Source organism: Oceanobacillus manasiensis (assembly GCF_000724085.1).
In the GTDB taxonomy this organism is placed as follows: Bacteria; Bacillota; Bacilli; order Bacillales; family Amphibacillaceae; genus Oceanobacillus_B; species Oceanobacillus_B manasiensis.
The window spans coordinates 947,767-973,654 of sequence record NZ_CCDL010000001.1 but is presented as its reverse complement, the minus strand read 5'-3'; the positions used below and the strand labels follow the sequence as shown (position 1 = coordinate 973,654).

Annotated in this window: 25 protein-coding genes; all 25 read right to left on the bottom strand. The window is 40.4% G+C overall.

All coding sequences use genetic code 11. The features are described from left to right. Positions 1 to 290: 290 nt before the first annotated feature. The 25 genes from BN985_RS04900 to atpA all read right to left on the bottom strand — a co-directional run bounded on the left by BN985_RS04900 (position 291) and on the right by atpA (position 25,887). Positions 291 to 629 (bottom strand): DNA-directed RNA polymerase subunit beta, encoded by a 339-nt coding sequence (locus tag BN985_RS04900; protein ID WP_042221451.1) that lies wholly within the window; start codon positions 627 to 629, stop codon positions 291 to 293. 85 nt (positions 630 to 714) lie between these two features. Beyond that, complete coding sequence (locus tag BN985_RS04895; RefSeq protein WP_042221450.1) at positions 715 to 1,545, bottom strand: flagellar hook-basal body protein; 831 nt, start codon at positions 1,543 to 1,545, stop codon at positions 715 to 717. Positions 1,546 to 1,563: 18 nt separating this feature from the next. Then, positions 1,564 to 2,367, bottom strand: a complete 804-nt coding sequence (locus tag BN985_RS04890) for a flagellar hook-basal body protein (protein WP_042221449.1) — start codon at positions 2,365 to 2,367, stop codon at positions 1,564 to 1,566. Positions 2,368 to 2,461: 94 nt separating this feature from the next. Next, positions 2,462 to 3,463 (bottom strand): rod shape-determining protein, encoded by a 1,002-nt coding sequence (mreB, locus tag BN985_RS04885; protein ID WP_042221448.1) that lies wholly within the window; start codon positions 3,461 to 3,463, stop codon positions 2,462 to 2,464. Between the two features lie 346 nt (positions 3,464 to 3,809). Beyond that, on the bottom strand, positions 3,810 to 4,094 hold the full coding sequence (gene spoIIID / locus BN985_RS04880; RefSeq protein ID WP_042221447.1) for a sporulation transcriptional regulator SpoIIID: 285 nt from the start codon (positions 4,092 to 4,094) through the stop codon (positions 3,810 to 3,812). A gap of 488 nt (positions 4,095 to 4,582) precedes the next feature. Then, positions 4,583 to 4,735, bottom strand: coding sequence for a hypothetical protein (locus BN985_RS18945; RefSeq protein ID WP_156960075.1), 153 nt, complete (start codon positions 4,733 to 4,735; stop codon positions 4,583 to 4,585). A 127-nt stretch (positions 4,736 to 4,862) separates the two neighbouring features. Further along, a complete protein-coding gene (locus tag BN985_RS04875; protein WP_042221446.1) occupies positions 4,863 to 5,876 on the bottom strand; it encodes an AimR family lysis-lysogeny pheromone receptor in 1,014 nt (337 codons plus the stop codon). A gap of 245 nt (positions 5,877 to 6,121) precedes the next feature. After that, complete coding sequence (locus BN985_RS04870) at positions 6,122 to 7,003, bottom strand: M23 family metallopeptidase (protein ID WP_042221445.1); 882 nt, start codon at positions 7,001 to 7,003, stop codon at positions 6,122 to 6,124. A 243-nt stretch (positions 7,004 to 7,246) separates the two neighbouring features. Then, the gene (gene spoIID, locus BN985_RS04865) at positions 7,247 to 8,431 is read right to left on the bottom strand and encodes a stage II sporulation protein D (protein WP_042221444.1); all 1,185 of its coding nucleotides are present in this window, start codon (positions 8,429 to 8,431) and stop codon (positions 7,247 to 7,249) included. A 153-nt stretch (positions 8,432 to 8,584) separates the two neighbouring features. Continuing rightward, positions 8,585 to 9,592 (bottom strand): ABC transporter ATP-binding protein, encoded by a 1,008-nt coding sequence (locus BN985_RS04860; RefSeq protein ID WP_042221443.1) that lies wholly within the window; start codon positions 9,590 to 9,592, stop codon positions 8,585 to 8,587. Between the two features lie 3 nt (positions 9,593 to 9,595). Beyond that, on the bottom strand, positions 9,596 to 10,549 hold the full coding sequence (locus tag BN985_RS04855; RefSeq protein WP_042221442.1) for a C40 family peptidase: 954 nt from the start codon (positions 10,547 to 10,549) through the stop codon (positions 9,596 to 9,598). Positions 10,550 to 10,568: 19 nt separating this feature from the next. After that, complete coding sequence (locus BN985_RS04850) at positions 10,569 to 11,678, bottom strand: mandelate racemase/muconate lactonizing enzyme family protein (protein ID WP_042221441.1); 1,110 nt, start codon at positions 11,676 to 11,678, stop codon at positions 10,569 to 10,571. Between the two features lie 18 nt (positions 11,679 to 11,696). Beyond that, the gene (locus BN985_RS04845) at positions 11,697 to 12,614 is read right to left on the bottom strand and encodes a S66 peptidase family protein (protein ID WP_198029968.1); all 918 of its coding nucleotides are present in this window, start codon (positions 12,612 to 12,614) and stop codon (positions 11,697 to 11,699) included. A gap of 468 nt (positions 12,615 to 13,082) precedes the next feature. After that, positions 13,083 to 14,732 carry a peptide ABC transporter substrate-binding protein gene (locus BN985_RS04840; protein ID WP_042221439.1) on the bottom strand — a complete coding sequence of 550 codons (1,650 nt, stop codon included), beginning with the start codon at positions 14,730 to 14,732 and terminating at the stop codon, positions 13,083 to 13,085. 19 nt (positions 14,733 to 14,751) lie between these two features. Beyond that, positions 14,752 to 15,753 (bottom strand): ABC transporter ATP-binding protein, encoded by a 1,002-nt coding sequence (locus BN985_RS04835; protein ID WP_042221437.1) that lies wholly within the window; start codon positions 15,751 to 15,753, stop codon positions 14,752 to 14,754. 8 nt (positions 15,754 to 15,761) lie between these two features. Further along, the gene (locus BN985_RS04830; RefSeq protein WP_042221436.1) at positions 15,762 to 16,709 is read right to left on the bottom strand and encodes an ABC transporter permease; all 948 of its coding nucleotides are present in this window, start codon (positions 16,707 to 16,709) and stop codon (positions 15,762 to 15,764) included. Between the two features lies 1 nt (position 16,710). Beyond that, positions 16,711 to 17,643 (bottom strand): ABC transporter permease, encoded by a 933-nt coding sequence (locus tag BN985_RS04825; protein WP_042221435.1) that lies wholly within the window; start codon positions 17,641 to 17,643, stop codon positions 16,711 to 16,713. 15 nt (positions 17,644 to 17,658) lie between these two features. Then, the gene (locus tag BN985_RS04820; RefSeq protein ID WP_042221434.1) at positions 17,659 to 18,483 is read right to left on the bottom strand and encodes a M55 family metallopeptidase; all 825 of its coding nucleotides are present in this window, start codon (positions 18,481 to 18,483) and stop codon (positions 17,659 to 17,661) included. A 302-nt stretch (positions 18,484 to 18,785) separates the two neighbouring features. Next, the gene (murA, locus tag BN985_RS04815; protein WP_042221433.1) at positions 18,786 to 20,114 is read right to left on the bottom strand and encodes a UDP-N-acetylglucosamine 1-carboxyvinyltransferase; all 1,329 of its coding nucleotides are present in this window, start codon (positions 20,112 to 20,114) and stop codon (positions 18,786 to 18,788) included. Positions 20,115 to 20,148: 34 nt separating this feature from the next. After that, entirely contained in the window at positions 20,149 to 20,856 is a 708-nt protein-coding gene (locus BN985_RS04810) for a YwmB family TATA-box binding protein (protein WP_042221432.1), read from the bottom strand. A 105-nt stretch (positions 20,857 to 20,961) separates the two neighbouring features. Continuing rightward, positions 20,962 to 21,159: a DUF1146 family protein gene (locus BN985_RS04805; protein WP_332257478.1), complete on the bottom strand. Its 198-nt coding sequence runs from the start codon at positions 21,157 to 21,159 to the stop codon at positions 20,962 to 20,964. A 264-nt stretch (positions 21,160 to 21,423) separates the two neighbouring features. Next, the gene (locus tag BN985_RS04800; RefSeq protein ID WP_042221429.1) at positions 21,424 to 21,819 is read right to left on the bottom strand and encodes a F0F1 ATP synthase subunit epsilon; all 396 of its coding nucleotides are present in this window, start codon (positions 21,817 to 21,819) and stop codon (positions 21,424 to 21,426) included. Between the two features lie 78 nt (positions 21,820 to 21,897). After that, a complete protein-coding gene (atpD, locus tag BN985_RS04795) occupies positions 21,898 to 23,307 on the bottom strand; it encodes a F0F1 ATP synthase subunit beta (protein WP_042221428.1) in 1,410 nt (469 codons plus the stop codon). Between the two features lie 97 nt (positions 23,308 to 23,404). Then, entirely contained in the window at positions 23,405 to 24,262 is an 858-nt protein-coding gene (gene atpG, locus BN985_RS04790; protein WP_042221427.1) for an ATP synthase F1 subunit gamma, read from the bottom strand. Between the two features lie 116 nt (positions 24,263 to 24,378). Further along, entirely contained in the window at positions 24,379 to 25,887 is a 1,509-nt protein-coding gene (gene atpA, locus BN985_RS04785; RefSeq protein WP_042221426.1) for a F0F1 ATP synthase subunit alpha, read from the bottom strand. Position 25,888 lies beyond the last annotated feature (1 nt).

Below are 25,888 nucleotides of genomic sequence, written 5' to 3'. Positions count from 1 at the left end.
CAAAAGCGCAGAGAGCCGTTAAAAAAAACAATAAATTGGTGACTGTTATTCTGTGTTTCGGAAAATACTTCGCCTTCCGTGTGCACGGCTTAGAATCCTCACAAGCAAGAAGTCGCTTCTTCAGGGTCGTTCTACTCGTGCTATTCCCACCGGAATCTGCGCATTTTCCTACGCTATAACAGTCCACTCTATCAAAATGGCAAAAAATATCCGGACAATAAACTCAAATTTTAGCAATAAAATTTAGGTGATTGTCCGGATTTTTAGTTTATAAAGGGTCTTTATGTCTCTTATTCTGTTTTTGTGACAATATCGATTATATGTCGCCAGGTTTCGGTTTTCAATGCGTCTAAAGGTGTTCCATCTCCTATCAAGCCATAGCCCACCATAAGACCAGCAACGAGAGCGATCGCAGCTAAAAGCAGGACGACGATGATACGCAGCCAAATTGGGAATATGCGCAGTCTAACTCTTTTTTTCTTTTTAGCGCTGTTCTTCTCAGCCTTTTGTTTCTTCCTTGATTGTTTGGACTCGCTCGCCTCCATCGTTGCCTCTTTTTTAGCACCCTTTTTGTATGCTTTGCGGGTTTGCTGCTCCTTACTTTGTTTCGCCTCTCGTTCCGTTGACATGGTTTGTTTCTCCCTACTTCCTATTTACATGATTAGCCTATGCCTTTCTTGCATTTTAACATAGCAAATCATAGCTTACATAGTGTTATGACCTTAGCTGATTAATCAATCCAGACATTTGGTCACCCATCGAAATGGTTCGTGAATTAAACTGGTAGGCTCGTTGTGTTGAGATAAGATCCGTCATTTGCTTTGATATGTCCACATTAGAATTTTCTAACGCTCCACTTTTTACTAAGGTTTGGGTGGCAGGAGCTTGTACCACTTCATTCATAGCAAAACCTAAACCAGCTAAATCAGGAAGCCTAAAGCCATTTTCCCCTGCTGCTTCAAGTAAACGCGGTCTTACAACTTCAACAACACCAAGTGAACCGGCATTTTCTACTTGGTTCCCACGCTGTACATTTATTTGTCCAGATTCATCAATAGAAATCGAATCAAATCCTTCTGGGATAATAATATTCCCATTCTCGCCCTGAATCGGATTACCTTTCCCATCTGTAAGCATAACTGCTTCGTTATTATTAACTGGGTTTAAATAAAAAGCCCCATCACGGGTGTAGCGTGTTTCCGGGATACCATTCTCTGTCACTTGAACCTGATAGAAATGGTTATCCTGTAATAATGCAACGTCCAGCTCTCTACCTGTTTCCTTTATACTACCCGTTGTAAAATCCATGTTAATGGAGCCAAGCTTGGCTCCATTCCCTACACGGATACCATCTGGAGTCGATCGTCCTTCTGCTCCAGCCGGGTCAGTCATATTATTAATTTGTTGGAATAAAAGGGATGAAAATTCAGCTTGCCGATTTTTATATCCTGTTGTCTGGCTGTTCGCCATATTATTCCCAATCAAATCAAGTTTGTTTTGCAACTGATTCATCGTTACTGCTGCTTGGATCATTGTTCTGGACATATGTACCTCCTACTCCGACTATGTAAGCCTTCCAATCTCACTAACAGCTTTTCCCATGCTCTCATCATAAGCTCTTAGCACACGTTGGTTTGTTTCAAACAATCGGTAAGATTCCATCATACGTGTCATAGATTGAAGGGAATCAACATTAGACCGCTCCAGAAATCCTTGTTGAACGGTATAGGTTGCGCCAGCTGGAACAGCACCTGCATCGCCGTTATAAAGGCCATTCCCCTCTTTCGCTAACCCATTGGCATCGTCTGTATACGAAATCCCAAGTACACTTTCTCCTGCTTCTGTTTGAACGAGACCATCTTCTGTCACAGTAAATTCCATACCATTTGTCTGAATTGTGTTCCCTGCCTGATCAAGGACATAATACCCCTGATTTGTCACAAGGAATCCTTGTCCATCCACAGTGAAATTACCATTTCTCGTGTAGCGAACATCGCCATCTTCGTTCTGTACGGAAAACAGAAGAGCACCAGCTTCATCAGGTAATATGCCGTTAACTAGTGCCAAATCCGTCGACACGGACGTTTCACGAATATCTCCTTGCATGAAGTTAGGCGCTGCTTCCTGTACATATACTCCGGTGTTCAATGGACCGATTGGGTTTTGAACAGGGAAATTTAAAGAGTTGGAGGTCGGAATTGTTTTTCCGCCCATTTGCTGCATTAACATCTCTGGAAATGCCTTTAAGGATGTCTGATCTGCTTTATAGCCAGGTGTATTAGCATTGGCAATATTATTAGATAAAGCTTCCTGTGTACGCTGTTGGGCAATCATTCCACTTGCTGCGGTGTAAAAACCTCTTAGCAAACTGCTCCCCCTCCTCTCGTTAAAAATATTATGGTTTAAACTTTTTTATTTAAGGGTATTCTTTTTTATCGGTATAAGCTTGCCGCTTTATAAGTTAAACGACCTTTTTTCTTTCAAGTTTATCAATATTTTCTAGCATAATACCTGTGCCTTTTGCTACACAGTGCATTGGTTCCTCTGCTACTAAGACTGGAACCTTCAATTCTTCAGCAAGTAGCTGGTCTATACCATGTATCATAGCTCCGCCACCTGTTAAAATGACACCTCTGTCAATAATATCAGCAGATAGTTCAGGCGGTGTTTTTTCTAAAACAGATTTCGCAGCCTGTACTATAAGGAAAACAGATTCGCGTAATGCTGCTTCGATTTCAGCAGAATAAACGGTAATCGTTCTCGGTAAACCGGAAACCATATCACGGCCACGAATTTCCATTTCCTCATTTCGGGAATCTCTGAAAACTGTGGCAACATTTATTTTAATATCCTCTGCTGTGCGTTCTCCAATCAGAAGCTTATACTGCTTCTTTATGTATTGAAGAATTTCGACATCGAATTTATCCCCAGCCATTTTAATGGATTCCGAGGTAACAATATCCCCCATGGACAAAACAGCAACATCTGTCGTTCCACCACCAATATCAACGACCATGTTACCGCTTGGTTGGAATATATCCATTCCTGCACCAATTGCAGCTACTTTTGGCTCTTCTTCAAGGTAAACCTTTTTCCCACCAGATTTCTCTGCTGCTTCTTTAATTGCCTTTTGTTCTACCTTTGTAATGTTGGTCGGGCAGCAAATTAGCATCCTTGGCTTTGAAAGGAGCCCTTTAACACTAATTTTATTTATGAAATGCTTTAACATTGCTTCTGTTACATCAAAGTCTGCAATTACTCCATCTTTTAATGGACGGATGGCTTCAATGTTTCCTGGTGTACGTCCAACCATGCGCCTTGCTTCCTCGCCAACTTCGAGTACCTTTCCAGTATAGCGGTCCATTGCAACAACTGATGGTTCGTCTAAAACGATACCTTTTCCTTTTACGTGAATTAAAACATTGGCAGTTCCAAGGTCAATTCCAATATCCCTAGAAAACATGAATCAAGATCCTCCTACTATAAATTAATTCAATTTTTACATATTCCTACAAGAGGTTGCTCAAAGAGTCCGGTAAAAAGGACACATCGTTCCTTTTTCATCCTCTTTTTGAGCACGGACTTCTAATATTATATTTTACCACAAAGTTCAACAATTAACTGCATAGTATTAGAAAAAAATGGGGGTTTTGTGTGATTTTTATGGAAAAAATTGTTTCTTTTAATGTTTTTTTAGTACGTCTTTACTACATTTACTAATTTACTGCCAACGTAAATATGGAGAAAACGAACCTTTCTAGGTCTGTTTTCTCCTCCAACATTATTTTGCCGTAGTAAAATAATTACACTTATCCTACCGGTTTTGGTTCCGTCTCTTTTACCTGTGGTTCAATCTTGTACTTTTTCCTAGTTGCTTCCCCTCCACGTAGATGTCTAATAGCTTTGTGATATTCAAGAATTTCCTTTACCTTTAACGCAAGTTCAGGATTAATTTGTGGCAAGCGCTCTGTCAAATCCTTATGGACAGTGCTCTTAGAAACACCAAATTCTTTTGCTATTACGCGGACAGTCTTTTTTGTCTCCAATACATAATTTCCTATCCTGATGGTTCTGTCTTTGATGTAGTCGTGCACACCGTTCGCCTCCCTATGTTGGTTAATTCCGAGGTGTCTATCGAGACAAGGTGTTCATCTTAAGTGGCTCACATTGGAGTACTGATATTCTGTTGTTTGTTCATCAATATGTATATTGAAGCGAAAGGTCCTAACCACCTTCCACTCAATATTGACCTAATATTCTGTAATTTTTCCATACAAAACGAGGATACTTCGCATAAGTAACGTTAAGCCACACAAGCTCTCACCTCAGAAATTACTGAATGCTTGGTTTGTAACATTTTATTAAGGAGATGGCGGGATTATGATTAAAATTGCATCTTTGTAAAAGTAGGACGAGAAGTATTTATTCAGGAGATCTAAAAGGGAGTTTGTTTACTATCTAAATCGAGAAGAATTAATCACTTCATTAAAAATAAGGCTCAGCTTTTCTTTTATCCGATAAAGCATAAAACCGTTGAAGTTCCTATGTGAATCTCTCTCTTTTTACCTACAGAAGACAGATGTTAATCCATGTCACCTAACCCAGGATCGTATACATCCATATCTCCAAGCCCAGGATCGAGCAAAATCGAGATGTTTGTAGATAAAGTGCCAGAAACCAAGGAAATCAGAACCGTTAAAACTGCCATCAATAGAAAAGAAGTTAACTTTTTCATTTTATTGCCTCCTTAAGGGATTTTAGCAGTAAAAGAAAAAGCTGAACCTTTTAAACAAATAAAAATCACTATGGATGACTGATGTGAGGGGTAAAAGAATGTGGGTGAGGGGCAGCCCCCCTCAGGCTTAAAGTTTTCTTAATAACGTAAGTGGTAACTTACTAAAGAAGTAGTCACTTCGTCTTTCGATAAAAAAATTATAGGATTGAAGAAGGAGATCTTTATCTTGTTTCGCTTTCCCAAGATAATATAGCTGAAAGGGACTGTCTAAAGGTAGGTCATGCAATAATTCAATTGCTTTTTGAGTGTTTCCTTTGGCAATTTCAATGTGTGCCTGTTCACTCGGATCTGGGGAAGATATATTCCCAACTTGATTAAAGTGTGCTGAAAGAAAAGGAATATTTCGTTGTTCTACAAGCTTCACTACTTTTTCCAATCCGTATTGCTTTGCAACCTTTAACGCTTCGTTAAGATGATACATGCCCTGTAAGTATGTATCAAAGGTATAGGATAGACCCAGTTTTATATGCATGCTCGCCATTGTCCTTGGATTTTGGGTTTGATTTAAGACCCTAAATGCATATTTGCGAGCCATAATAAGTTCATTTCTTGTAAGATGATAGGTAAGCAGAATTTGGTTTAAACGTATTTTGAAAAAAGACAGCAATAGTCTATCTTCAACCCCCGCAAACAATTCTTGTTGTATATCGAGAAAATTCCCTAATCTACTGAATTGATTAAGCTCATAATACGTTGTTACCTTGAAGAACTCCACAAGACATTTCAACTCAGGGTCGTTTGTCTCAATACATTTTATTCTTTGGAGCGATTCATGGGGCAGGCATTTTTTTAGCCTTCTATCCAAAACATGTTGATAGACTAATGCCCACTTACGGGTCGAAGCGTTGAGGGAATGATGGTTTTTCTCTATCAGGGTCTCTAAGTCTGTATAAAACCCATTCATATAGAGAAACTCCATCCCCTTCTTGAGGATGTCATTGGAATTTGAGTGCAAGCAATATTCCCTTGTTAATTCTATTACACTTTCTTCCGGGTGTTCTTGATAAAGTATTTCTACAAGTTCTCTTAGTGATAGGTTATCTTTTCCTTTATCTGAGATAAATATTGAGGGCATAACCATAGTAGGGAATCTCCTTTCTACCATCCTTTTACGTTTATTTTAGAAGAAGACTACTATTTTTTTCGCTAATTAACAGCAAGAAATTCTATTAATACTTATAATAACACATTTATCTCCTAGAATATTAGCTATCGTTCGACAAATTTTGCATCATTATAATCACTTTCTTTTTTAAATAAAAACTTAGTCAACAACAAAAAAAGACCCTAGACTCTATTAAAGTACTAGGATCTTTCTTACTTTTCTTATGCACTCTCAGATGAGTCGGTTGCATCATTGGATTCTTCGTTTGATGCGTCATCTTCCTCTTCATCAGCAGGCGCGTCTTCTTCTTCAGTCTTATCTTCATCATCGGCATTCTCTTCAGAAGCTTCATTTTCCACAGCCTCTTCTTCAGATGATTCCGTTGCTTCATCTGATTCAGTGCTGTCTACCGCTTCTTCAAGAGCACTCTCTAGACTACTTACTGGTTGATTAAAGAAGTCTTCTGGGTTCACATGCTTATCTTCTTTTCTGAGTTCAAAGTAAACGTGTGTTCCGCTATCTTGACCAAACAAGTTCTTTCCTGCAGTTCCTAGTTGATCACCTTGTTTCACTTCTGCCCCTGCTTTTACACTTACCTTTTCAAGGCTTGCATAGTATGTCTTAACATCATTCTCATGTGACACTACGACAACATTACCTAAAAGCGGATCTTCTTTTACTTCCTCAATTGTTCCAGTTAGTGCAGCAACAACATCAAATGTTTCACCACTTGCTGATGCAATATCTACACCAGTACTCTGGTAATAACGGTTGTTATATAGAACCAAAGCATTTTCCTGATCTTCTTGATCTGCGTTGTAATCATAGAATTTAGTTACGATTTCTGCTTGTTCTTGATCCGCTAATGGCATTTGAATAACTTCTTGATGTTCTAAAACAGGCTCTGCTTCCTCTTCATTTGGTGTTGGAACATAGTTTTCCTGGTCTTCCTGTGCATCAGGAATCTGGTTATCCATGTTTTGGTACCATACGACAACGGAAAGAAGCAAGGCAGCAATTGTCAGATAGACTGCTGGGAAAAACCACTTTTTCTTGAAAATACGGCTCCATTTGTTTTTTGAAGCTTTGTTTTCTTCATTCATTGATCATCACCTCAACAACCATTCTGATCAGAAAATGGAAGATCTATACATGAAGAGAAAAAAATTTTATAAAAAGATGCATTTTTTTTTCGAAGACGGGAATAGTAAGAGGTTCCTTTATGCAAACCTTAGAGAGCGCTGGCTTCCCTTGTGGGATGACCTTACAGCGAACCTGATACGGAGGCGCTCTTTGAGATACTTGCTCCACTCACGATTAAAGTTAAAATAAAAAAAACCCTCGCTTTATTTTACAACGAGGGCTGGTGCTGTATCCGTAATCGTACTGATTTCAATATCCTTATAATAATAATTCACTATGTCTTTGTAGGTTTTCCCTTCCTCGGCCATGCCGTTTGCGCCGTACTGGCTCATGCCGATTCCGTGGCCATAGCCTTTCGTAGTAAAAATGAGGTGGTCATCTTTTTGCTCTATAGTGAAGTCACTGGAACGCAGCTTCAACTTCTCTCTTACTTCCCGCCCGCTAAATGTATCTTCATTTAACGTCAGTTGCTCCACCCGTTTTCCATCTGTTCTGGTAATCTCAATGGAGAGCGCTGTATCATTTGGGAGATTTGTAGCGAGTGCTTTCCCAACATGCTCGATCGAATATGTTTCCTGGTTAAGGAATTTTGGTGTAGCTTCATCCCAATGGCTCTCTACACTACGCAGATATGGTAGTTCATTCTCCCAATAATCCTCTGAGTTTTCTGTAAACCCATTACTTGTGGAGAAAAATGCAGGTGTGATCAGATCCTTTTTATAGGTAAGCACTTCTCCTTTTGTCGCATTCACTGCTTCTTTAATTTTATTCATCTTTTTTTCATACTCATCACCAAAGAGCTTTTGTAATTCTGTTTCATCCTTATACACCTGGTGCTGAACGGTATCCGTTACATCTGCTTCTTCTGTTATATCTCCGTGCAGCTTATAGTTTACGATATAAGTACGAGCAGCAAGAGCTTGTGCTTTCAATGCCTCCATTTCAAAATCTGCTGGCATTTCTGAAGCTACTACTCCAGCTACGTATGTCTCTAGCGGAACATTATCCACTTTGTCTAAATCAGAGCGCATAACTGCCACGGAAAAGGGAGAAGATTCAAGCTCAACCGATTTGTCTGTTTCCTTCTCCTGACTTGTTGCTTCATTTCCTTTATCATCCCCAAATGTAATGACAATCATGGTGGGGATAAATAGGATAAGGCAAAATAGACCTGCGAGAAAGATGGCTGTGGGTAGCTTCCACTTTTTTGTTTGCTTCCCTAAATAGTAATTTTTCTTATGCTTCATTAAGAAGGGGTTGTTTTTCTTCGTTTCTTTTCTAGGATTCTGTAGTGTAATGGCCGTTTTCTGTTTCGCATTTATTCGTTCTTGTATGGACTTCTTTTTTAGTTTAGTTGTTTTTCCAAGTTTATAGTTCCCTTTTTTCATCACAATCCCCCATCCTCTGTAAATGATATTGCCAATCAAATCTAGCAATCCTACTATTAAACGTATACAGAAAGGGAAAACAATAGAACACAAGAATGAAAAAAACCTACGCAATTTTACGTAGGCTTGAATTTTTATAAGCTAAAGAGATATTTACTGATGTATAGCTGGGTCTTTCAACGGTGTCTTGTCTTCTATTTCGTTATTATATAGATGGCAGGCAACGTAATGCCCTTCTTCTACTTCTTGCCAAATCGGGGTTACTTCAGCACACGCTTCCATTGCGAAAGGGCATCTTGTACGAAAAACACAGCCACTCGGAGGGTCAATCGGACTAGGTAACTCCCCTTCAAGGATAATGCGCTCTCGACTTTCCTCAATATCCGGGTCAGGGATAGGGATGGCAGATAGAAGTGCCTGTGTATATGGATGCAATGGCTCCTCATATAATGCCTCACTTGTAGTAAGCTCCACAAGGTTACCTAAATACATTACCCCAATCCTGTCAGATATTTGCTTTACCATGGAAAGATCATGGGCGATAAATAGGAAGGTCAGCCCCTTCTCCACTTGTAGTTCTTTCAATAAATTGACCACCTGTGCCTGTACAGATACATCAAGCGCGGAAATCGGCTCATCCGCTATAATAAATTCTGGTTCCAAAGCAAGGGCTCTGGCTATCCCAATCCGCTGGCGCTGTCCTCCGCTAAATTCGTGAGGATAACGATTAGCATGGTCTCGGTTTAATCCCACTTCCTCTAGCAATTCATATACACGCTCTAGTTGTTCCTTTTTGGACTTGAATAAGCCATGCACTTCCATTGGTTCACCGATTACCTCACGCACAGTAGAACGAGGGTTCAGGGAGGCATATGGATCTTGAAAAATCATCTGCATTTTACGATAAAGATTAAACTTTTCTTTTTCTGTTAAGCTATGCACATCTTTTCCATCATAAATCACGTTACCTTCCGTTTTATCGTAAAGCCCCAAAATGGTACGACCAATGGTAGATTTCCCACAACCCGATTCTCCTACTAATCCAAAGGTTTCACCGGGCTTCACATAAAAGGAAACATCATTAACTGCTTTTAGAACTTTTCCTTTTCCTACATCAAAATGCTTTTTCAACTGGTTGACTTCTAGTAGTTTCTCGTTCATAAACTATTTCTCCTCTGTCTCGAGCCAATAACGTCTTGCAGCACAAAGCTCTTTTTCGTAAACCGTACCGGCCAGTTCGATTATCTCTATTCCTTTTCCTGTTTGTGGAGAATGCAGCATCTTGCCATTACCATAATAAATACCTACATGGTGTAAGCGCCCTTTCCCTTCTTCATAAGCAAAAAATAGTAAGTCGCCTGTCTGTAATTTGTCGAATGTAACTTCTTCCCCCGCTTTAGCTTGGTCCCCTGCATCTCGGGCAATTTGATAACCGTTCGCTTTATGGGCCGCATACGCTAGTCCGGAGCAATCATAACCATATGCACTCATTCCACCCCAAAAATAATCTAATCCTTGAAAGTCCTCGACCGCCTTCACTATCTTCTGGCCATTTCCTTTATTCAATCCTTTTTCTGTTGGAAATACGATTACTTCTTCGGCTTGTAAAAAGCGATTCCCGTGTGGGGTTTTCACTTCGACAAGGGTCTCTCCAACCTTGACTACTGGCAGCATGGTAAGATAGCTTAGTTCCATCTCCCGTTGACCTGATTCCGTCTGTAACCATGCCTTCTTGCTGCTAACAGCCGCCGTGTGTTCACTTTGCCAGTCGCTTTTATTTACCTCACGTAATTGTGCGTGTGGCATCCACCCTGGATAGCCTCTTTCGTCTTTCTTGGATGGCTGATCTGGAATGACAACATGTGCCCAATCCCCTTGTGTTTCCGTAATGATTACCGGCTGTCCATATAGCAACTGAGATTGAACTCTATTCTCTTCACATAAGGCAAGGTTTTGTTCGTAGGTCAACCCATTTATCCACTCTTGCATATCAGCTGGAACAGTTACCCCAAGTTTGTCGATAGCTCGAGCAGAATCAGGTGAGGTCCAAACTGTCGCGACCTGTACTGCTGTTACATGTAACGTATTAGAAAATTGATCAAACGATTGTTTAACCATACTATTCTCCTTTCTATCTTTAGTTCATTGTAATTTTGGATTGCAAAAATGCTTCATTTATCCCTGTTATGCCGAGTCCAGGCTCATTTCCCAGATTAATAGTGGATTGTTCGTACGTAATTCCCCCTTGAAGGAGATCTCCTGTAAGCATTAACGGAGCATCAAAGTCATAGCGCGTAATATTAGGTTGGCTTGCTGCGAAATGAGCTGCAGCTGTAATGCCTAGCTTTGTTTCAATCATACTACCTACCATACATTCCACATTGTAAATGCCAGCAAGCTTTGCTATTTTCATAGCCTCGTGTATCCCACCAGATTTCATAAGCTTAATATTTATGAGATCTGCCGCCCCCGTCTCCAGTACCTTTTTGGCATCGACGGCAGTAAAAACACTCTCGTCAGCCATGATTAAGGTATCAGTATGTGTTGTCACTTGGCGTAATCCTTCCAAATCGTTCGCTTTTACGGGTTGCTCTACTAGTTCAATATCTAATCCGAGATCTTCCATTTTTTGAATAGCTCTAACTGCCTCTTTCGCCTTCCAGCCTTGGTTTGCATCTAAGCGAATTTTTATATCTGGACCTATTTTTCCGCGGATTGCTTGGATCCTTTTTATGTCGGTTTCGATAAGGTCCTTGCCAACTTTGACTTTTAAAATTGAAAAGCCGTCTTGCACATAGCGTTGTGCATCTAGAGCCATCTCCTCTGGTGTGTTCACACTTACCGTATAATCGGACTCAATAGTATCCTTATATCCACCTAGAAATGAAGATAGCGTCATGCCTGCCTCCTGCGCCAAACAGTCATACAATGCCATGTCTACTGCAGCTTTTGCGCTATAGTTCCCCACAAGTCCTTTTCCTATCATCTCAAAAATATGCTCCCGCTTTTGCAGGGAAGCACCCGTAATGATTGGCTTCAATATACCATTTATCGCAAATTCTACTCCTGATAGGCTGTCACCTGTAATAACATGGGTCGGGGGAGCTTCACCCCAGCCAGTAATCCCATCGTCGCACGTGATTTTTACAAGGACTGTTTCTGCCACAGTAACTGTACGTAACGCGGTTTTAAAAGGCGTATGGAGCGGAATAGCCGCCCGAAAGGTTTCTATATCTTTAATGTTCATTGTATCTCCTCCACTTCCTTAACGAACACCCGGCTCTATCTTAAGTGTTTTTTTATTGCTGGAAAGCTTTGCAGTAACACCAAATGGTACGGCAACATGTGGGAAGCAGTGCCCTATCTTAAATCCGGAAAGCACAGGTTTTCCCAGTGCATGAAAATAATCATCCAAAACCTCTTGTAGCGTGAAACTAGAATCGAGGGTTGGTGTTGCATTTGCGAAGTCACCCACCACAATCCCAGCAACTTCTTCAAGCTTTCCAGCTACACGGAGATGGTTCAGCATCCCATCCACCTTGTATGGTTCTTCACCAATATCTTCTATAAACAAGATTTTATCCTTTGTATCTATTTCGTAAGGAGTTCCTAATGTACTAACTAGTAAGGAAAGGTTCCCACCAACAATCTCACCTTCTGCTTCTCCAGGTGAGATAACATGTAGGGGGGAAATTTCCTCTGTGTACGTGTAAGTGTCCGATTTAAACAGTTGGCTAAACCGGGAAGCAGAAAGCGAATCAAACTCGTTCCTCGCTATATCTGAGACAACCATTGGTCCATGAAATGTTACGAGATCTGTTTTTTGCCTTATTGCTGTATGTAAATAAGTAATATCACTATAACCCCAAAAAATTTTAGGGTTTTGCTTGATTAGCTCATAATCAAGGTTTGCAGCGATTCGTCCAGTACCATATCCTCCGCGTGCACAAATGATCGCTTTAATACTAGGGTCTGCAAACATGTCATGTAGATCTTCCAACCGTTGTTGGTCGGTTCCAGCAAGGTAGCCATTTTTTTGCTGTATATACTTCCCAAGTATTGGTTGGAGTCCCAACTTTTCAAAAAAAGGAACTGCAACCTGTATTTTTTCGTTATCTATTGGGCCAGCTGGTGCAATTATCCCAACGTGATCACCTTTTTGCAGCTTTTCTGGACAAATCATGATACCCCAACTCTCTTTTCCTTTTAGAATTCCTTAACTATATCCTCAGAGCGATAATCAATTATGAACTACTATTATAGTTGATTGCTATGTTTAATAGAGAACGGCTAACAACCGCCAATTATGAATCCTTATGTATTATGTATGTATGTATAGGTTTGAAGCTGGGACGAATGAACTTGGAGAAAGCAAACGCCGAACGTATTCGAAGACTATTATCTAGTGTTCGAATTCGCTCAGCGTGCTAAACCAATCCCATGACGAAACACTATTCAGCTGAGAAAATATGTAGATTCCTTGGGGAGGTAAGGCCTCGGTATGCCCCCGTATTGTGTAACATACACAGGCATACCAGCCGCCCCAGGAATGCGCAGTATTTTCCTTAGGTTCCTAATGCTTTGTTAATTATTCGTCTCAGAGGTAATAGTGAAAAACTTTATTGCAACCTTAATCTTTTTATAAGATAAATTATTCGCTTTTATCTGCCCATTTTAGTTCTACATAGCCTACTGGGTGACGCACAATACCTGAAACAGGATCACTGTACATATGCACCTGGTTATAGTAGTGGATTGGGAAGATTGGCATTTCTTCAGCTAATAGTCTTTCTGCTTCATACATATATTCCCAACGTTGTTCCTCATCTGATTCCGATTTTGCGTTGGCAATTAACTCATTATATTCCTCGTTTGACCAGCCAGTACGGTTCATAGAAGAATCAGTTATAAAGCTTTCTAGGAAGTTTACCGGATCACCGTAGTCAAAGATGAAAGAACTTCTGGAAAGCTGATGATTTAATGCTTTTTGATCATCTAGGAACACACTAGCTTCCGTATTCTCTAATACAACATCAATACCAAGATTCTCTGAGAATGCACTCTGCATTGTCTCTGCTATCGCTTTATGGGCATCACTTGTGCTGTAGGATAGTGTAACTTCCGGAAGCTCATCATAGCCTTCCTCCTCCATCCCCTCTTCTAACAGCTGTTTTGCCTCTTCTGGGTTGTACTCAACTAAATCTCCATTTTCATCTCGGAAATCATTACCAGAAGGGCTCTCGAAACCAGGAGATACAAATGCTGTTGCGGCTTCTTCACCATTTTTCGTTACATATTCCACTATGTCCTGTTGGTTAACAGCCAGCGCGAAGGCTTTACGGATCTTCGCATTTTGGAAAGGCTCTTCTGTTACGTTAAAACGATAGAAATATAATCCAGCTTGATCTTTTATGACAACATTCTCTTCGTCTATTAATTGTTCCGCCATCTCTGATGGAAGTTCGGTTACATCAAGTTCCCCTGCTTCAAACATTTGGTATTCTGTATTCGTGTCATTAACCATTGCCCAGTGAACTTTATCTAACTTCACAGTATCTGCATCCCAATATTCTTCGTTTTTAACGAAAACCATTTCACTATCATGTTCCCATGATTCCAAAGTAAATGGCCCGTTTGACACAAACGAATCTGCTTCTGCAAACCATTCTGAGTTTTCCTCTGCAACAGCAGCGTTTACTGGGAAGAAAGCAGGATTGGATATGACGTGTAGAAAATACCCAGTTGGTTCTGCCAAGGTTACTTCGAATGTTTTCTCATCTACTGCTTCGATTCCTAGGTCTTCTGCAGAACCTTCTCCACTGTTATATGCTTCTCCACCTTCAATAAAGTAACCTAAGAAAGCAGCTGCTGAACCTGTCTCTGGGTTTAGCAAGCGTTCCCAAGCAAAAACAAAGTCTTCGGCCACAACTGGGTCGCCATTAGACCAGTTGGCATCTTCACGAATGTGAAAAGTATAGACTGTTCCATCGTCTGATAAATCCCAGTCCTCTGCAATCGCAGCCTGAGGAGTATCATCCTCACCTAAACGTGTTAATCCTTCCATTAAGTTATTTAATGGATTCCATGAAACGGCATCAAACCCTACTGCAGGGTCAAATGAAGTTGGCTCTGTTCCGTTATTCATGTACAATACTTTTTCACCTGAAGCTGTGTTTTCCTCTTCTCCAGTATTTTCCTCTTCCTCATTCGTCTCTGTTCCTGCATCTTCATTTGCAGTACATGCTGCCAAAACAAATATTGCCATAGCAGCCATTAGAAAAACTAGTAACTTCTTTTTCATCTTTATTGCCCCCTTTGTCTTATTTTTCGGCAGTTGCCAATAACTGCTTTGCCCTTTCATCCTGCAACCAGCAGTCCACCTTATGTGAATCAGACCGAGCTGTAGTTACAGGGTAAACATTATCACACACCTCCATGGCGAATGGACACCTTGCAGTAAAAGGGCATCCCTCTGGAGGCGAGAATAAATCAGGTGGTGTTCCATCAATAGGCGTTAGTTTCTCGCCTTGTAGGTCGAGCCGTGGTACCGAGTTGAGTAGCCCCTTCGTATAAGGATGCTGCGATTCATAGAAAATCTCTCTTTTAGTTCCAACCTCGATAATCTTTCCGGCATACATCACGGCAACACGATCAGCTATTTTAGCTACTACACCTAAATCGTGTGTAATTAAAATGATCGATACGCCTGTAGACTCTTGTATTCTTTCGAAAAGCTCCAAAATCTGTGCCTGAATCGTAACATCAAGTGCAGTTGTGGGCTCATCTGCTATTAAAAGCTCTGGATCACAAATGAGAGCCATCGCAATGACAATCCGCTGGCGCATACCCCCACTAAACTGATGTGGATACTGTTTCAAACGTTCCGTAGCGTTTGGAATCCCAACAAGCTCTAGCATATCAAGTGCCTTTGCCTTGGCCTCAGTAGGTGAAATCTTTCGATGTTGTTGCAGCCCCTCAACTAACTGTGTGCCAATGGTTAAGGTAGGGTTTAAGGCAGTCATCGGGTCTTGAAAAATCATGGAGATATCCACACCTCGAATTGACCGCATCTGTTTCTCTGACAATCTCGTAATCTCTTTCTCTTTGAATCGAATTGATCCGTTTGATATTTTGCCAGGTGGGTTAGGGATAAGTCGCATAATTGCATTCGACGTTACACTTTTCCCACAACCAGATTCCCCTACGATTGCGAGTGTTTCGCCTTTATTTAAATGAAAATCGACACCTCTTACTGCTTTTACCGTTCCACCATATGTACGGAAGGTTACATGTAGGTCCTTTACCTCAAGTATTTTTTCCATTTCGTCACCTACTTCCTCAGTTTTGGATCCAGGGCATCCTGTAGTCCATCACCTAATACATTAAATGCAAACATCGTAAAGGATATGAAAAATGCTGGGAAGAACAAGGTCCACCAATTCCCAGACAGGATGGCACCTAACGAATCATTTGCCATTACACCCCAGCTTGCAAAGGGAGCCTGTATACCAAGACCGAGAAAACTTAGGAAAGCCTCTGCAAATATGGCACTCGGAACCGTCAGTGTCATTTGAACAATAATTGGCCCCATTGTATTCGGTAACAGGTTTTTTCGGATAATCCGAGGTGTCTTTGTACCAAACGACTTGGAAGCGAGGACAAATTCATAGTTTTTAATCTGCAGAACTTGCCCTCGCACTATTCGGGCCATTCCAACCCACCCTGTTACCGTCAATGCAATGATAATCGTACTTAAACTTGGACCTAATACAACTAACAAAAGAATAACAACTAGTAAATAAGGTAGCCCGTAAAGGACTTCAATGATACGCATCATAATATTATCTGTGCGGCCACCCTTGTATCCAGAAAGACCACCATAAATTATTCCGATTGATAAATCAATAAGTGCTGCCATCAAACCAACGAACAAGGAAATACGAGCACCATACCATGTGCGTGTGAACACGTCTCTTCCTGCGTTATCTGTTCCAAACCAATGGTCGGAGGATGGTGGCTGATACTGGTTTGGCAAATCCTGCTTGTTTACCTCGTAAGGAGATAAGATAGGGCCAAATATGGCAAAAAGTGCAAGCAAAACTAGGAATAGTAACCCAGCCATAGCCAGTTTATTTTTTACTAGTCTGCGCCATGCATCTTGCCAATATGATAGGGATGGACGAGCAACTGTTTCAGCAGCTTCGGTATCCTTTCCCTTCCATGAAAACCATTCATCAGGGATGTTACCAGGAGAACGCTTCATATTGTTTTGTTCCATACTAAGCCCCTCCCTTCTTGTGCAGCTTAATTCTTGGATCTAAAATACCGTAAACGATATCTACTAGGAAGAGCATGAATATTAAAAAGGCGCTGTAAAAAACGGTTGTTCCCATAATTACCGGATAATCACGTTGATTTATGCTTTCCACAAAATAGCGACCCATTCCAGGTATCGCGAATATTTTTTCAATAACAAACGTACCCGTTAATATTCCGGCAAGTAGAGTTCCCATGATCGTTACAACAGGCATTAATGCATTACGCAATGCGTGCTTTAAGACGATCTTCCAAGGCGATAGACCTTTTGCTCTTGCCATTTTAATATAATCCTGTGTCAGAACCTCCAGCATAGTGGAGCGAGTCAGCCGTGCAATAATTGCCATTGGACCTGTTGCCAACGCAATAACTGGTAACACCATATGCGCTGGGCTTGACCATGTAGCAGGTGGTAATATGTTCCAATCTACAGCTAATTTTTGAATTAATAATGTTGCTAGGACGAAATTGGGAATTGATATACCTAGCACTGCTAGACTGATTGCCAGATAATCAATGATACCGTTATGACGTAATGCTGCAAGAATTCCAAGCGTAATTCCTGAAATTAATGCCACTATAATCGTAATAATGCCTAGCTCAAAGGAGATTGGAAATCCCCTGCCTAGCAAATCATTTACTGTCTGGTTCGGCTGTTTAATAGATGGACCAAAATCAAAGGTTACAATTGATTTTATGTAAAGCATATATTGTACGTAGTATGGCTCGTCGAGATTATAATGCGCTTCTAAATTTGCCTGTACAACTTCATTTGTGTTTCGTTCACTGTTTAGTGGCGAGCCTGGAATAGAGATCATTAATATAAAGGTAAGCGTAACAATGACCCAGAGTGTAACAGCCATAATCAGTAATCGTTTTGCTATGTACTTCAGCATATGTGCCTGCCCCCTCTAGGAAAATGTTGTATTCATAGCTAGCTCTGTCATCACAAGCATTGCCTGATATGCTTCCTTCATATCTTTAGCTTCAAATCGTACAATGGTGGTTCCTTTCTCTATCTCCGTACCTGGCATCAGGTTTGCCCATTCCGCTTGTCCGTAGTTCGTAAACTCTATTCGAAGCACAGGTTTTTCTGGTGGGATAAGAGGCTGTACCTTTTGCCTATTTTCTAAAGCAACTCCTACCTGTTTAGTTAAAAGTTCCCCTGCTTTTTTCGGAGAAAGACTTTTAACCGCAGAGCGAGAAATGGATGACTTTACTGCAGCAGTACTAATTCCCTGAATAAGATCTTCAGCTTCCTTAGCTGCCTGATCATCTCCTGTCACCATAAGTAATGGTACATTATAATAACCGGCTAAATAAGCATTCAGTCCCATTTCACCGATGACATGGTCATTAATATAAAAATTTCGAACCGCATGTATCATCGCATGAGACATTACACCGAATTGGCCAGCCCGTGCATGATACCCGACAAATATTGCTCCATCAAATGACTCATCTAGCCCTTGCATCATAGAATATGGTTTTACATCACCTGTTATTAAATAAGCCTCAGGATGAAGCGCTTCAATTAATAGGTTATTCATTTTAGAATGGCTATCATTTACCACAATTTCCGTACACCCTTGTTGAAAAGCTGCTTCAATTACGTAATTTGTTTCCTCGGTCATTATTTTTCTAGCACGTTCATAATTATGTTTACTTGAATCTACATATGTATAGTCAGGTAGACCGGTAATCCCCTCCATATCTACCGATAAATATAACTTCATGAAGTCTGCCCCTTCTTTTTGAATTGTTATCAATTTTCTCTCAATTTTAACATATATTTAACAAAAATAAAAGACAGAATTCTGACAAATATTTCGTTTATGCAACAACCTTTATGTATTGTGGTCCAGCTAGTTCTTCTTCTAAGCACATGATTTAAACACTCATAATGATTAAGGATACCTTTTATTAAATTAAAATTCACACTATTAAGAATAATTTAATTAAAAATTTTATCATACAAAAAAGCAGAAGAAATAAATTCTCCTGCTCTACATATTTTGGATCCTATATTTGATTCGTATTAAGACAGTTTAGCCACGTAATCATTTTCTTGAACCTCTACCTGTACAAAAGGTTCGATGGAATTACCATTTTCATCCACTCGATCAATATCTGCACCAAGTGAAGCAAGCTTACCGGCAAAGTTTACATAGCCACGATCGAGATGCTTGAGTTCCGTAACCCTTGTGTAGCCATCTGCACGTAATCCAGCAAGAATTAATGCAGCAGCAGCACGAAGGTCAGTTGCAGCGACTTCCGCTCCTTGTAAGTCACTAGGACCTTCAATGAATACACTGCGGCCTTCTATTTTCATCTTTGCATTCATTCGGCGAAACTCTTCTACATGCATAAAGCGGTTTTCAAAGACCGTTTCCGTAATAACACTTGTACCTTCTGCACATAACATAAGTGACATCATTTGGGATTGCATATCAGTAGGAAAGCCTGGATGTGGCAACGTTTTAATATCCGTTGCTTTCAAAGTCTTTGGACCAATTACTCGAACGCCACCATTTTCCTCTGTTACGGTTACGTCCATCTCCTCAAGTTTTGAAATAACAGAACGTAAATGTTCACTTTCTGCATTTTCAATTAAGACATTTCCTCCAGTAATTGCTGCTGCAACCATAAACGAACCAGCTTCTACTCTGTCAGGAATAATAGCGTGTTCCGTACCGTATAATTTTTCTACGCCTTCAATGCGGATCGTTTCCGTACCTGCACCGATAATTTTTGCACCCATTTTGTTCAGATAGTTAGCTAGGTCTACGATTTCTGGTTCTTTCGCACAGTTTTCAAGAATGGTCTTTCCTTCAGCAAGCGCAGCGGCCATCATAATATTCTCTGTGGCACCAACACTTGGCATATCGAGGTAAATTTTTGCACCTTTAAGACGTCCGTTAACATGTGCTTCAACGAAACCATTTCCAACATGGACTTCAGCTCCCATAGCTTCAAAACCTTTTAAATGAAGGTCTATCGGACGAGACCCAATCGCACACCCACCTGGCATTGCTACATTCGCATGGCCATATCGTGCAAGTAATGGTCCAAGTACTAATACAGATGCGCGCATTTTTCGAACATACTCAAAAGGTGCCTCTGTCTTTAATTTTTGGGAGGCATCTACCGTTACAGTGTTGTTCTCAAATTTCACATCAGCATTCATATTGCTTAATACTTGATTTATAGTATATACATCAGCTAGTTCAGGGACTTCTGTAATAACGCTTTTCCCTTCACTTGCAATAAGGCTTGCGGCTAGAACAGGTAATACGGCGTTCTTCGCACCTTCCACTTTAACGGTGCCGTTCAATTGGTGTCCGCCTCTTACGATGATTTTTTCCATATTTCAAATCTCCTTCAGATCCAATTTCATAATATTAATATTCATTTATTAGGATAGGTGTTCCTATCGTATAAGTAAGATGTCCTTCTGCATTCTCCGTGACAGCTACTTGTATGTTCATTGGTGTATTGTCTAGACTTATTTCCTGGGTCCATAGTGGTGTATACCCGTAAAAAATAAAATTATGCGCTGAATTTTCGTTGTTGTCGAATTGCTTACTTTGATGTTGAATATCGAATTTTTTTGTAAAATCTTTGAAAAAATAATCACTACTAATTATAGCATCATCTGTTGTTGTTAGACAAGCGAATGTTTGTGCCATATCTGTGAATAAATTGTTTTTCACATTAACGATCTTCTCAACATATGTGTCCAACGTTTTTTCAGACCAACCTTGCCCTTCTATTACTGCAATTAACTCCGCTTTCCCACTATGAACAATAACATTATAATATACGTCGACGTCAGTAGAATTCTGTATGTCATGTAGCAAATAGTTTACACTACTTGCTTTTTCCTTTTTTGTCTCCTTTAAACCCTCTTTTTTCATTTTTTTAATTAAATCTGTAGCTTTCTTAGCAGACACTTGTTCTCGAATAGTGACGCTCCAGTCATTTATAGGTAGATTAATGGATTCTGTATAATGTATTATATCAAGTAATTCATCGTTATAGTCTGCCATTGTGGCTGTTCTAGTCGTTAATAGTAAAACAAATAATAGAAGTAGTGCTGTTTTTCTCATAAAAAAACCCCCGTATTCATACTATAGTAACTATAGTATGTACAGGGGAAACTACTAACATACACTACAAATCACGACAATTTACTAGATTAAGAGAGTCTCTGTTTAAAACAAAAACATTAGGTCTCTTGACCATTGAAGAATTTCCAGGAAAAATCTACTTACTCCTGAACCAACTACTATGGTTATTAGAAGTAGCAACACTCTCGCCTCTCCGGCTCTTCCTTTTCTGATGAGTGGGTCAAAATTAATTGCTTGAACCACCCTCCAAGTCAAGTAGATGAAAATTAAATGCGATAACATACTAACGATTGCCAGTTGTCCTATAGAAAACATATATACCACCTTATAAAACTGATTTATTTCCCTATCTTACGTCAATTTCCTCCGGCAATTTCCCGGGAAATACGACATAATAAAGTACATGACTATCTTACAGGTTTAAATGGGGTTTTTCCAGTTATGACTAATATAAAATTTTCTTGTTATATATGGCATAATACACAACCCTAAATAGGTAAAAATCCCCCACAACATAATTGTTGTGGGGGATTTTCTTATATTTGCTTATTGACTAATGTCCAAGCGATTTAATGCTCTTTTGAGTGCTAATTCTGCCCGTTGGAAGTCAATATTGTCCTGTTTAGACTGTAATCGGCTTTCTGCTCGAGATTTCGCTTCCTTTGCTCGCTCAACATTGATATCTGTAGGCAATTCAGCAGATTGAGCAAGTATGGTTACTTTATCTGGTCTTACTTCCATAAAGCCACCGTTAATAGCAAGCTTCTCTTCCCCATTATTACGCTTTAGTCGTACAGCGCTAATCGTTAATGGGGCGACGAGTGGAATATGGCCTGGTAATATTCCGAGCTCGCCAGTTTCAGCTTTACAGCTAACCATTTCAAAGTCATCTTCCAGTACTGGACCATCAGGAGTAACAACACTCACAGTTAGAGTTTTCAATGTAACCCCTCCTTAGACAGACAAGGTTTGTAATAGCCATGTATTTCATGGCTAATCACCAATCTTGCCACTTGTCTTTTATTGCATGCCTTGTGCTTTTTCAACTACTTCTTCAATACGTCCAACTAAACGGAATGCGTCCTCAGGAAGGTCGTCATATTTACCATCTAGAATTTCTTTAAATCCTTTTACCGTTTCTGCAACTGGTACATAGGAGCCTTTTTGTCCTGTAAACTGTTCTGCAACGTGGAAGTTTTGAGACAAGAAGAATTGTACACGACGGGCACGAGATACGACTAGCTTATCTTCGTCACCTAGTTCATCCATACCAAGAATAGCAATAATATCTTGCAATTCCTTGTAACGTTGAAGTGTACGCTGAACTTCACGTGCTACTTCATAATGTTCATCTCCAACAACTTCAGGGTCAAGAGCACGAGAAGTTGATGCAAGAGGGTCTACCGCTGGGTAAATACCTTGCTCGGATAATTTACGATCAAGGTTAGTCGTAGCATCCAAGTGAGCAAACGTTGTAGCTGGCGCCGGATCTGTATAATCATCCGCAGGTACATAGATTGCCTGGATAGAAGTAACGGAACCTTTGTCAGTTGACGTAATACGCTCTTGAAGCTGTCCCATTTCTGTTGCAAGTGTTGGTTGGTAACCAACCGCTGATGGCATACGGCCTAGTAGGGCGGACACCTCAGAACCTGCCTGTGTGAAACGGTAGATATTATCAACGAAGAAGAGAACATCTGCGCCTTGCTCATCACGGAAATATTCCGCCATAGTCAACCCTGTTAGTGCTACACGCATACGTGCACCAGGTGGCTCGTTCATTTGTCCGAAAACCATTGCTGTTTTTGCAATAACGCCGGAATCTTTCATTTCGAAGTAAAGGTCATTCCCCTCACGGGTACGCTCTCCTACTCCTGCGAATACTGAAAGCCCACCATGCTCCTGGGCAATATTATTAATAAGTTCTTGGATAAGTACTGTTTTACCAACACCTGCTCCACCAAACAAACCGATCTTACCACCCTTAATATATGGGGCAAGTAAATCAACAACTTTAATCCCTGTTTCTAGGATTTCTGTTTGTGTTGAAAGGTTCTCAAACTTCGGTGCCTCACGGTGAATAGGATCAAGCTTGATGTCTTTAGCTAAAGGCTCATCAAGATCAATATTTTCACCTAGTACGTTAAATACTCGACCAAGCGTTGCTTCCCCTACAGGGACAGAAATTGGTCTTTCTAGGTTTTCTACTTCCATACCACGCTTCACGCCATCTGTTGATGACATCGCAATCGTACGGACACTTTTATCACCGAGATGAAGTGCAACTTCCAATGTTAGGTCGATCGCTTGTATGTCGCCTTCCGCCTCAGATCTTACTGTTAACGCGTTATAAATAGCTGGAAGCTGTCCGTCTTCAAATTTTACGTCAACGACTGGCCCCATTACTTGAGTAACGTGTCCTTTGCTCATCGATTTCCCTCCTATCTTACTTGAAGAAACCCTACTATATTTCCAAAATTTGACTGAAATCAGGGAATCCTAATTCGATATCTTTTAAATTGGCTGCCTATTCTAGTGCTGCTACGCCACCAATTATCTCTGTAATTTCTTGAGTGATTGCTGCCTGACGTGCACGGTTATAAGATAATGTCAAATCACCAATTAGTTCATCAGCATTATCTGTTGCACTTCTCATTGCTGTCATTCGAGCAGCATGCTCACTTGCCTTACCATCAAGTAGTGCACCATAAATAAGGGCTTCTGCATACTGTGGTAAAAGTACATTTAAAATTTGTTCTTGATTTGGCTCATACTCATACTCACTAGTGGAGCCAGTTGTTTCCATGTCTGTAATTGGCAGCAACTTAGTAGTTGTTACCTGTTGAGATATCGCACTTACGTAGTGATTATAGAAAATGTTCAATTCATCAATTTCTTCATCACTGTACATTTGCACTGTCTCGGAGGCAAGTTCTTTGATTTCTGAAAAATTAGGTTGGTCTGCTAAGCCAAGGATACTTTTGGCTACAGGTATCCCTCTTTTTCTACAAAAATCAAAACCCATACGCCCTACTGCGATGACAGTATATTCATCTGTAGATTGATGTCTACTTTGAATCGTTTGATACAAATTCCGTAACACACTACTGTTATAAGCACCAGCAAGTCCTCTATCTGAGGTGATGACAAGATACCCCGTTTTCTTGACTTCACGCTTTTCCAACATTGGATGCGTTGCGTCTGGGTTATTTGCCGCAATACTTTTAACAACTTCCTGTATTTTCTCACCATAGGGAACGAATGCCTTCGCATTTTGTTCTGCCTTACTCATTTTAGATGCTGAAACCATTTCCATCGCTTTGGTTATTTGTTTTGTTTTTTTGGTGGAATCGATTCTACCTTTTATATCTCTAAGTGATGCCAAGCTCTTTCACCACCCTTTCGTAACAGGAATAGACACAGGACAGAAGTAGCGGTTTGTTACTCCTATGCCTGCTTATTTTCACTGTTCATTTTTAAAAATGCTGCTATTTTAATGTTCTACTCTGTAGGTAGGAACGTTTTCTTAAATTGTTCAATTGCACTGTTCATATCTTCAGCTTCAGGAAGCTTCCCTGTATCACGGATTGATGCAAGTAGCTCTTTGCTATTTTGATCAAGCCATACGTGTAATTCATCCTCGAAACGTGTAATATCTTCCACAGCGATGTCATCTAGGAATCCTTTTGTTAATGCATAGATGATCATTACTTGTTTTTCTACGACTAAAGGTTTATGCAAGCCTTGCTTCAATACTTCAACAGTTCTTGCACCACGGTTTAGCTTCGCTTGTGTCGCTTTATCCAAATCTGAACCAAACTGAGAGAATGCCTCTAGCTCACGGAATGAAGCAAGATCAAGTCGTAGGGTACCTGCTACCTTTTTCATCGCTTTAATTTGTGCTGATCCACCTACACGTGATACGGAAAGACCCGCATTGATTGCTGGACGAACACCTGAGAAGAACAAGTCTGATTGTAAGAAGATTTGACCGTCTGTTATCGATATAACGTTTGTCGGAATATAAGCTGAAATGTCCCCTGCCTGTGTTTCTACGAATGGTAGTGCAGTTAGGGATCCACCGCCTAGTGAATCATTAAGCTTTGCTGCACGTTCTAGTAAACGAGAATGTAAATAGAATACATCACCTGGGAATGCTTCACGACCCGGCGGGCGGCGTAATAGTAAGGAAAGTTCACGGTAAGCAGATGCCTGTTTAGAAAGGTCATCATAAACGACTAATACGTGTTTCCCGTTATACATAAATTCTTCACCCATTGATACACCCGCATATGGAGCAAGGTATAACAATGGTGCAGGGTCAGATGCACCAGCAGATACAACAATTGTATAGTCAAGTGCTCCGTAACGGCGGAAGGTTTCCACCGTATTTCTTACTGTTGACTCTTTTTGGCCAATCGCAACATAGATACAAATCATATCCTGGTCAGCCTGGTTCAAAATTGTATCGACAGCTACTGTTGTTTTACCTGTTTGACGGTCTCCGATAATAAGCTCACGCTGTCCTCTACCAATTGGTACAAGGGCATCGATCGCTTTAATTCCTGTTTGTAATGGCTCATCAACTGACTTACGATCCATTACTCCTGGTGCTGCACCTTCGATAGGGCGCGTTTTTGATGTTTCAATAACACCTTTTCCATCAATTGGTTGTCCAAGAGGATTTACCACACGTCCAATTAATTCCTCACCAACCGGCACTTGCATGATTCGTCCTGTACGGCGAACTTCATCGCCTTCTTTGATTTCTGTATATGGTCCTAAAATTACGATACCTACATTGCTTTCCTCTAGGTTTTGGGCCATCCCCATTACCCCGTTTGAAAACTCAAGAAGCTCTCCGGCCATTACGTTATCAAGTCCGTGAGCACGTGCAATCCCGTCACCGATTTCAATAACTGTGCCGACATCACTTACTTCAATATCAGAATCGAAACTTTCGATTTGTTGTTTTATCAACTTACTGATTTCCTCAGCTTTAATGCTCATA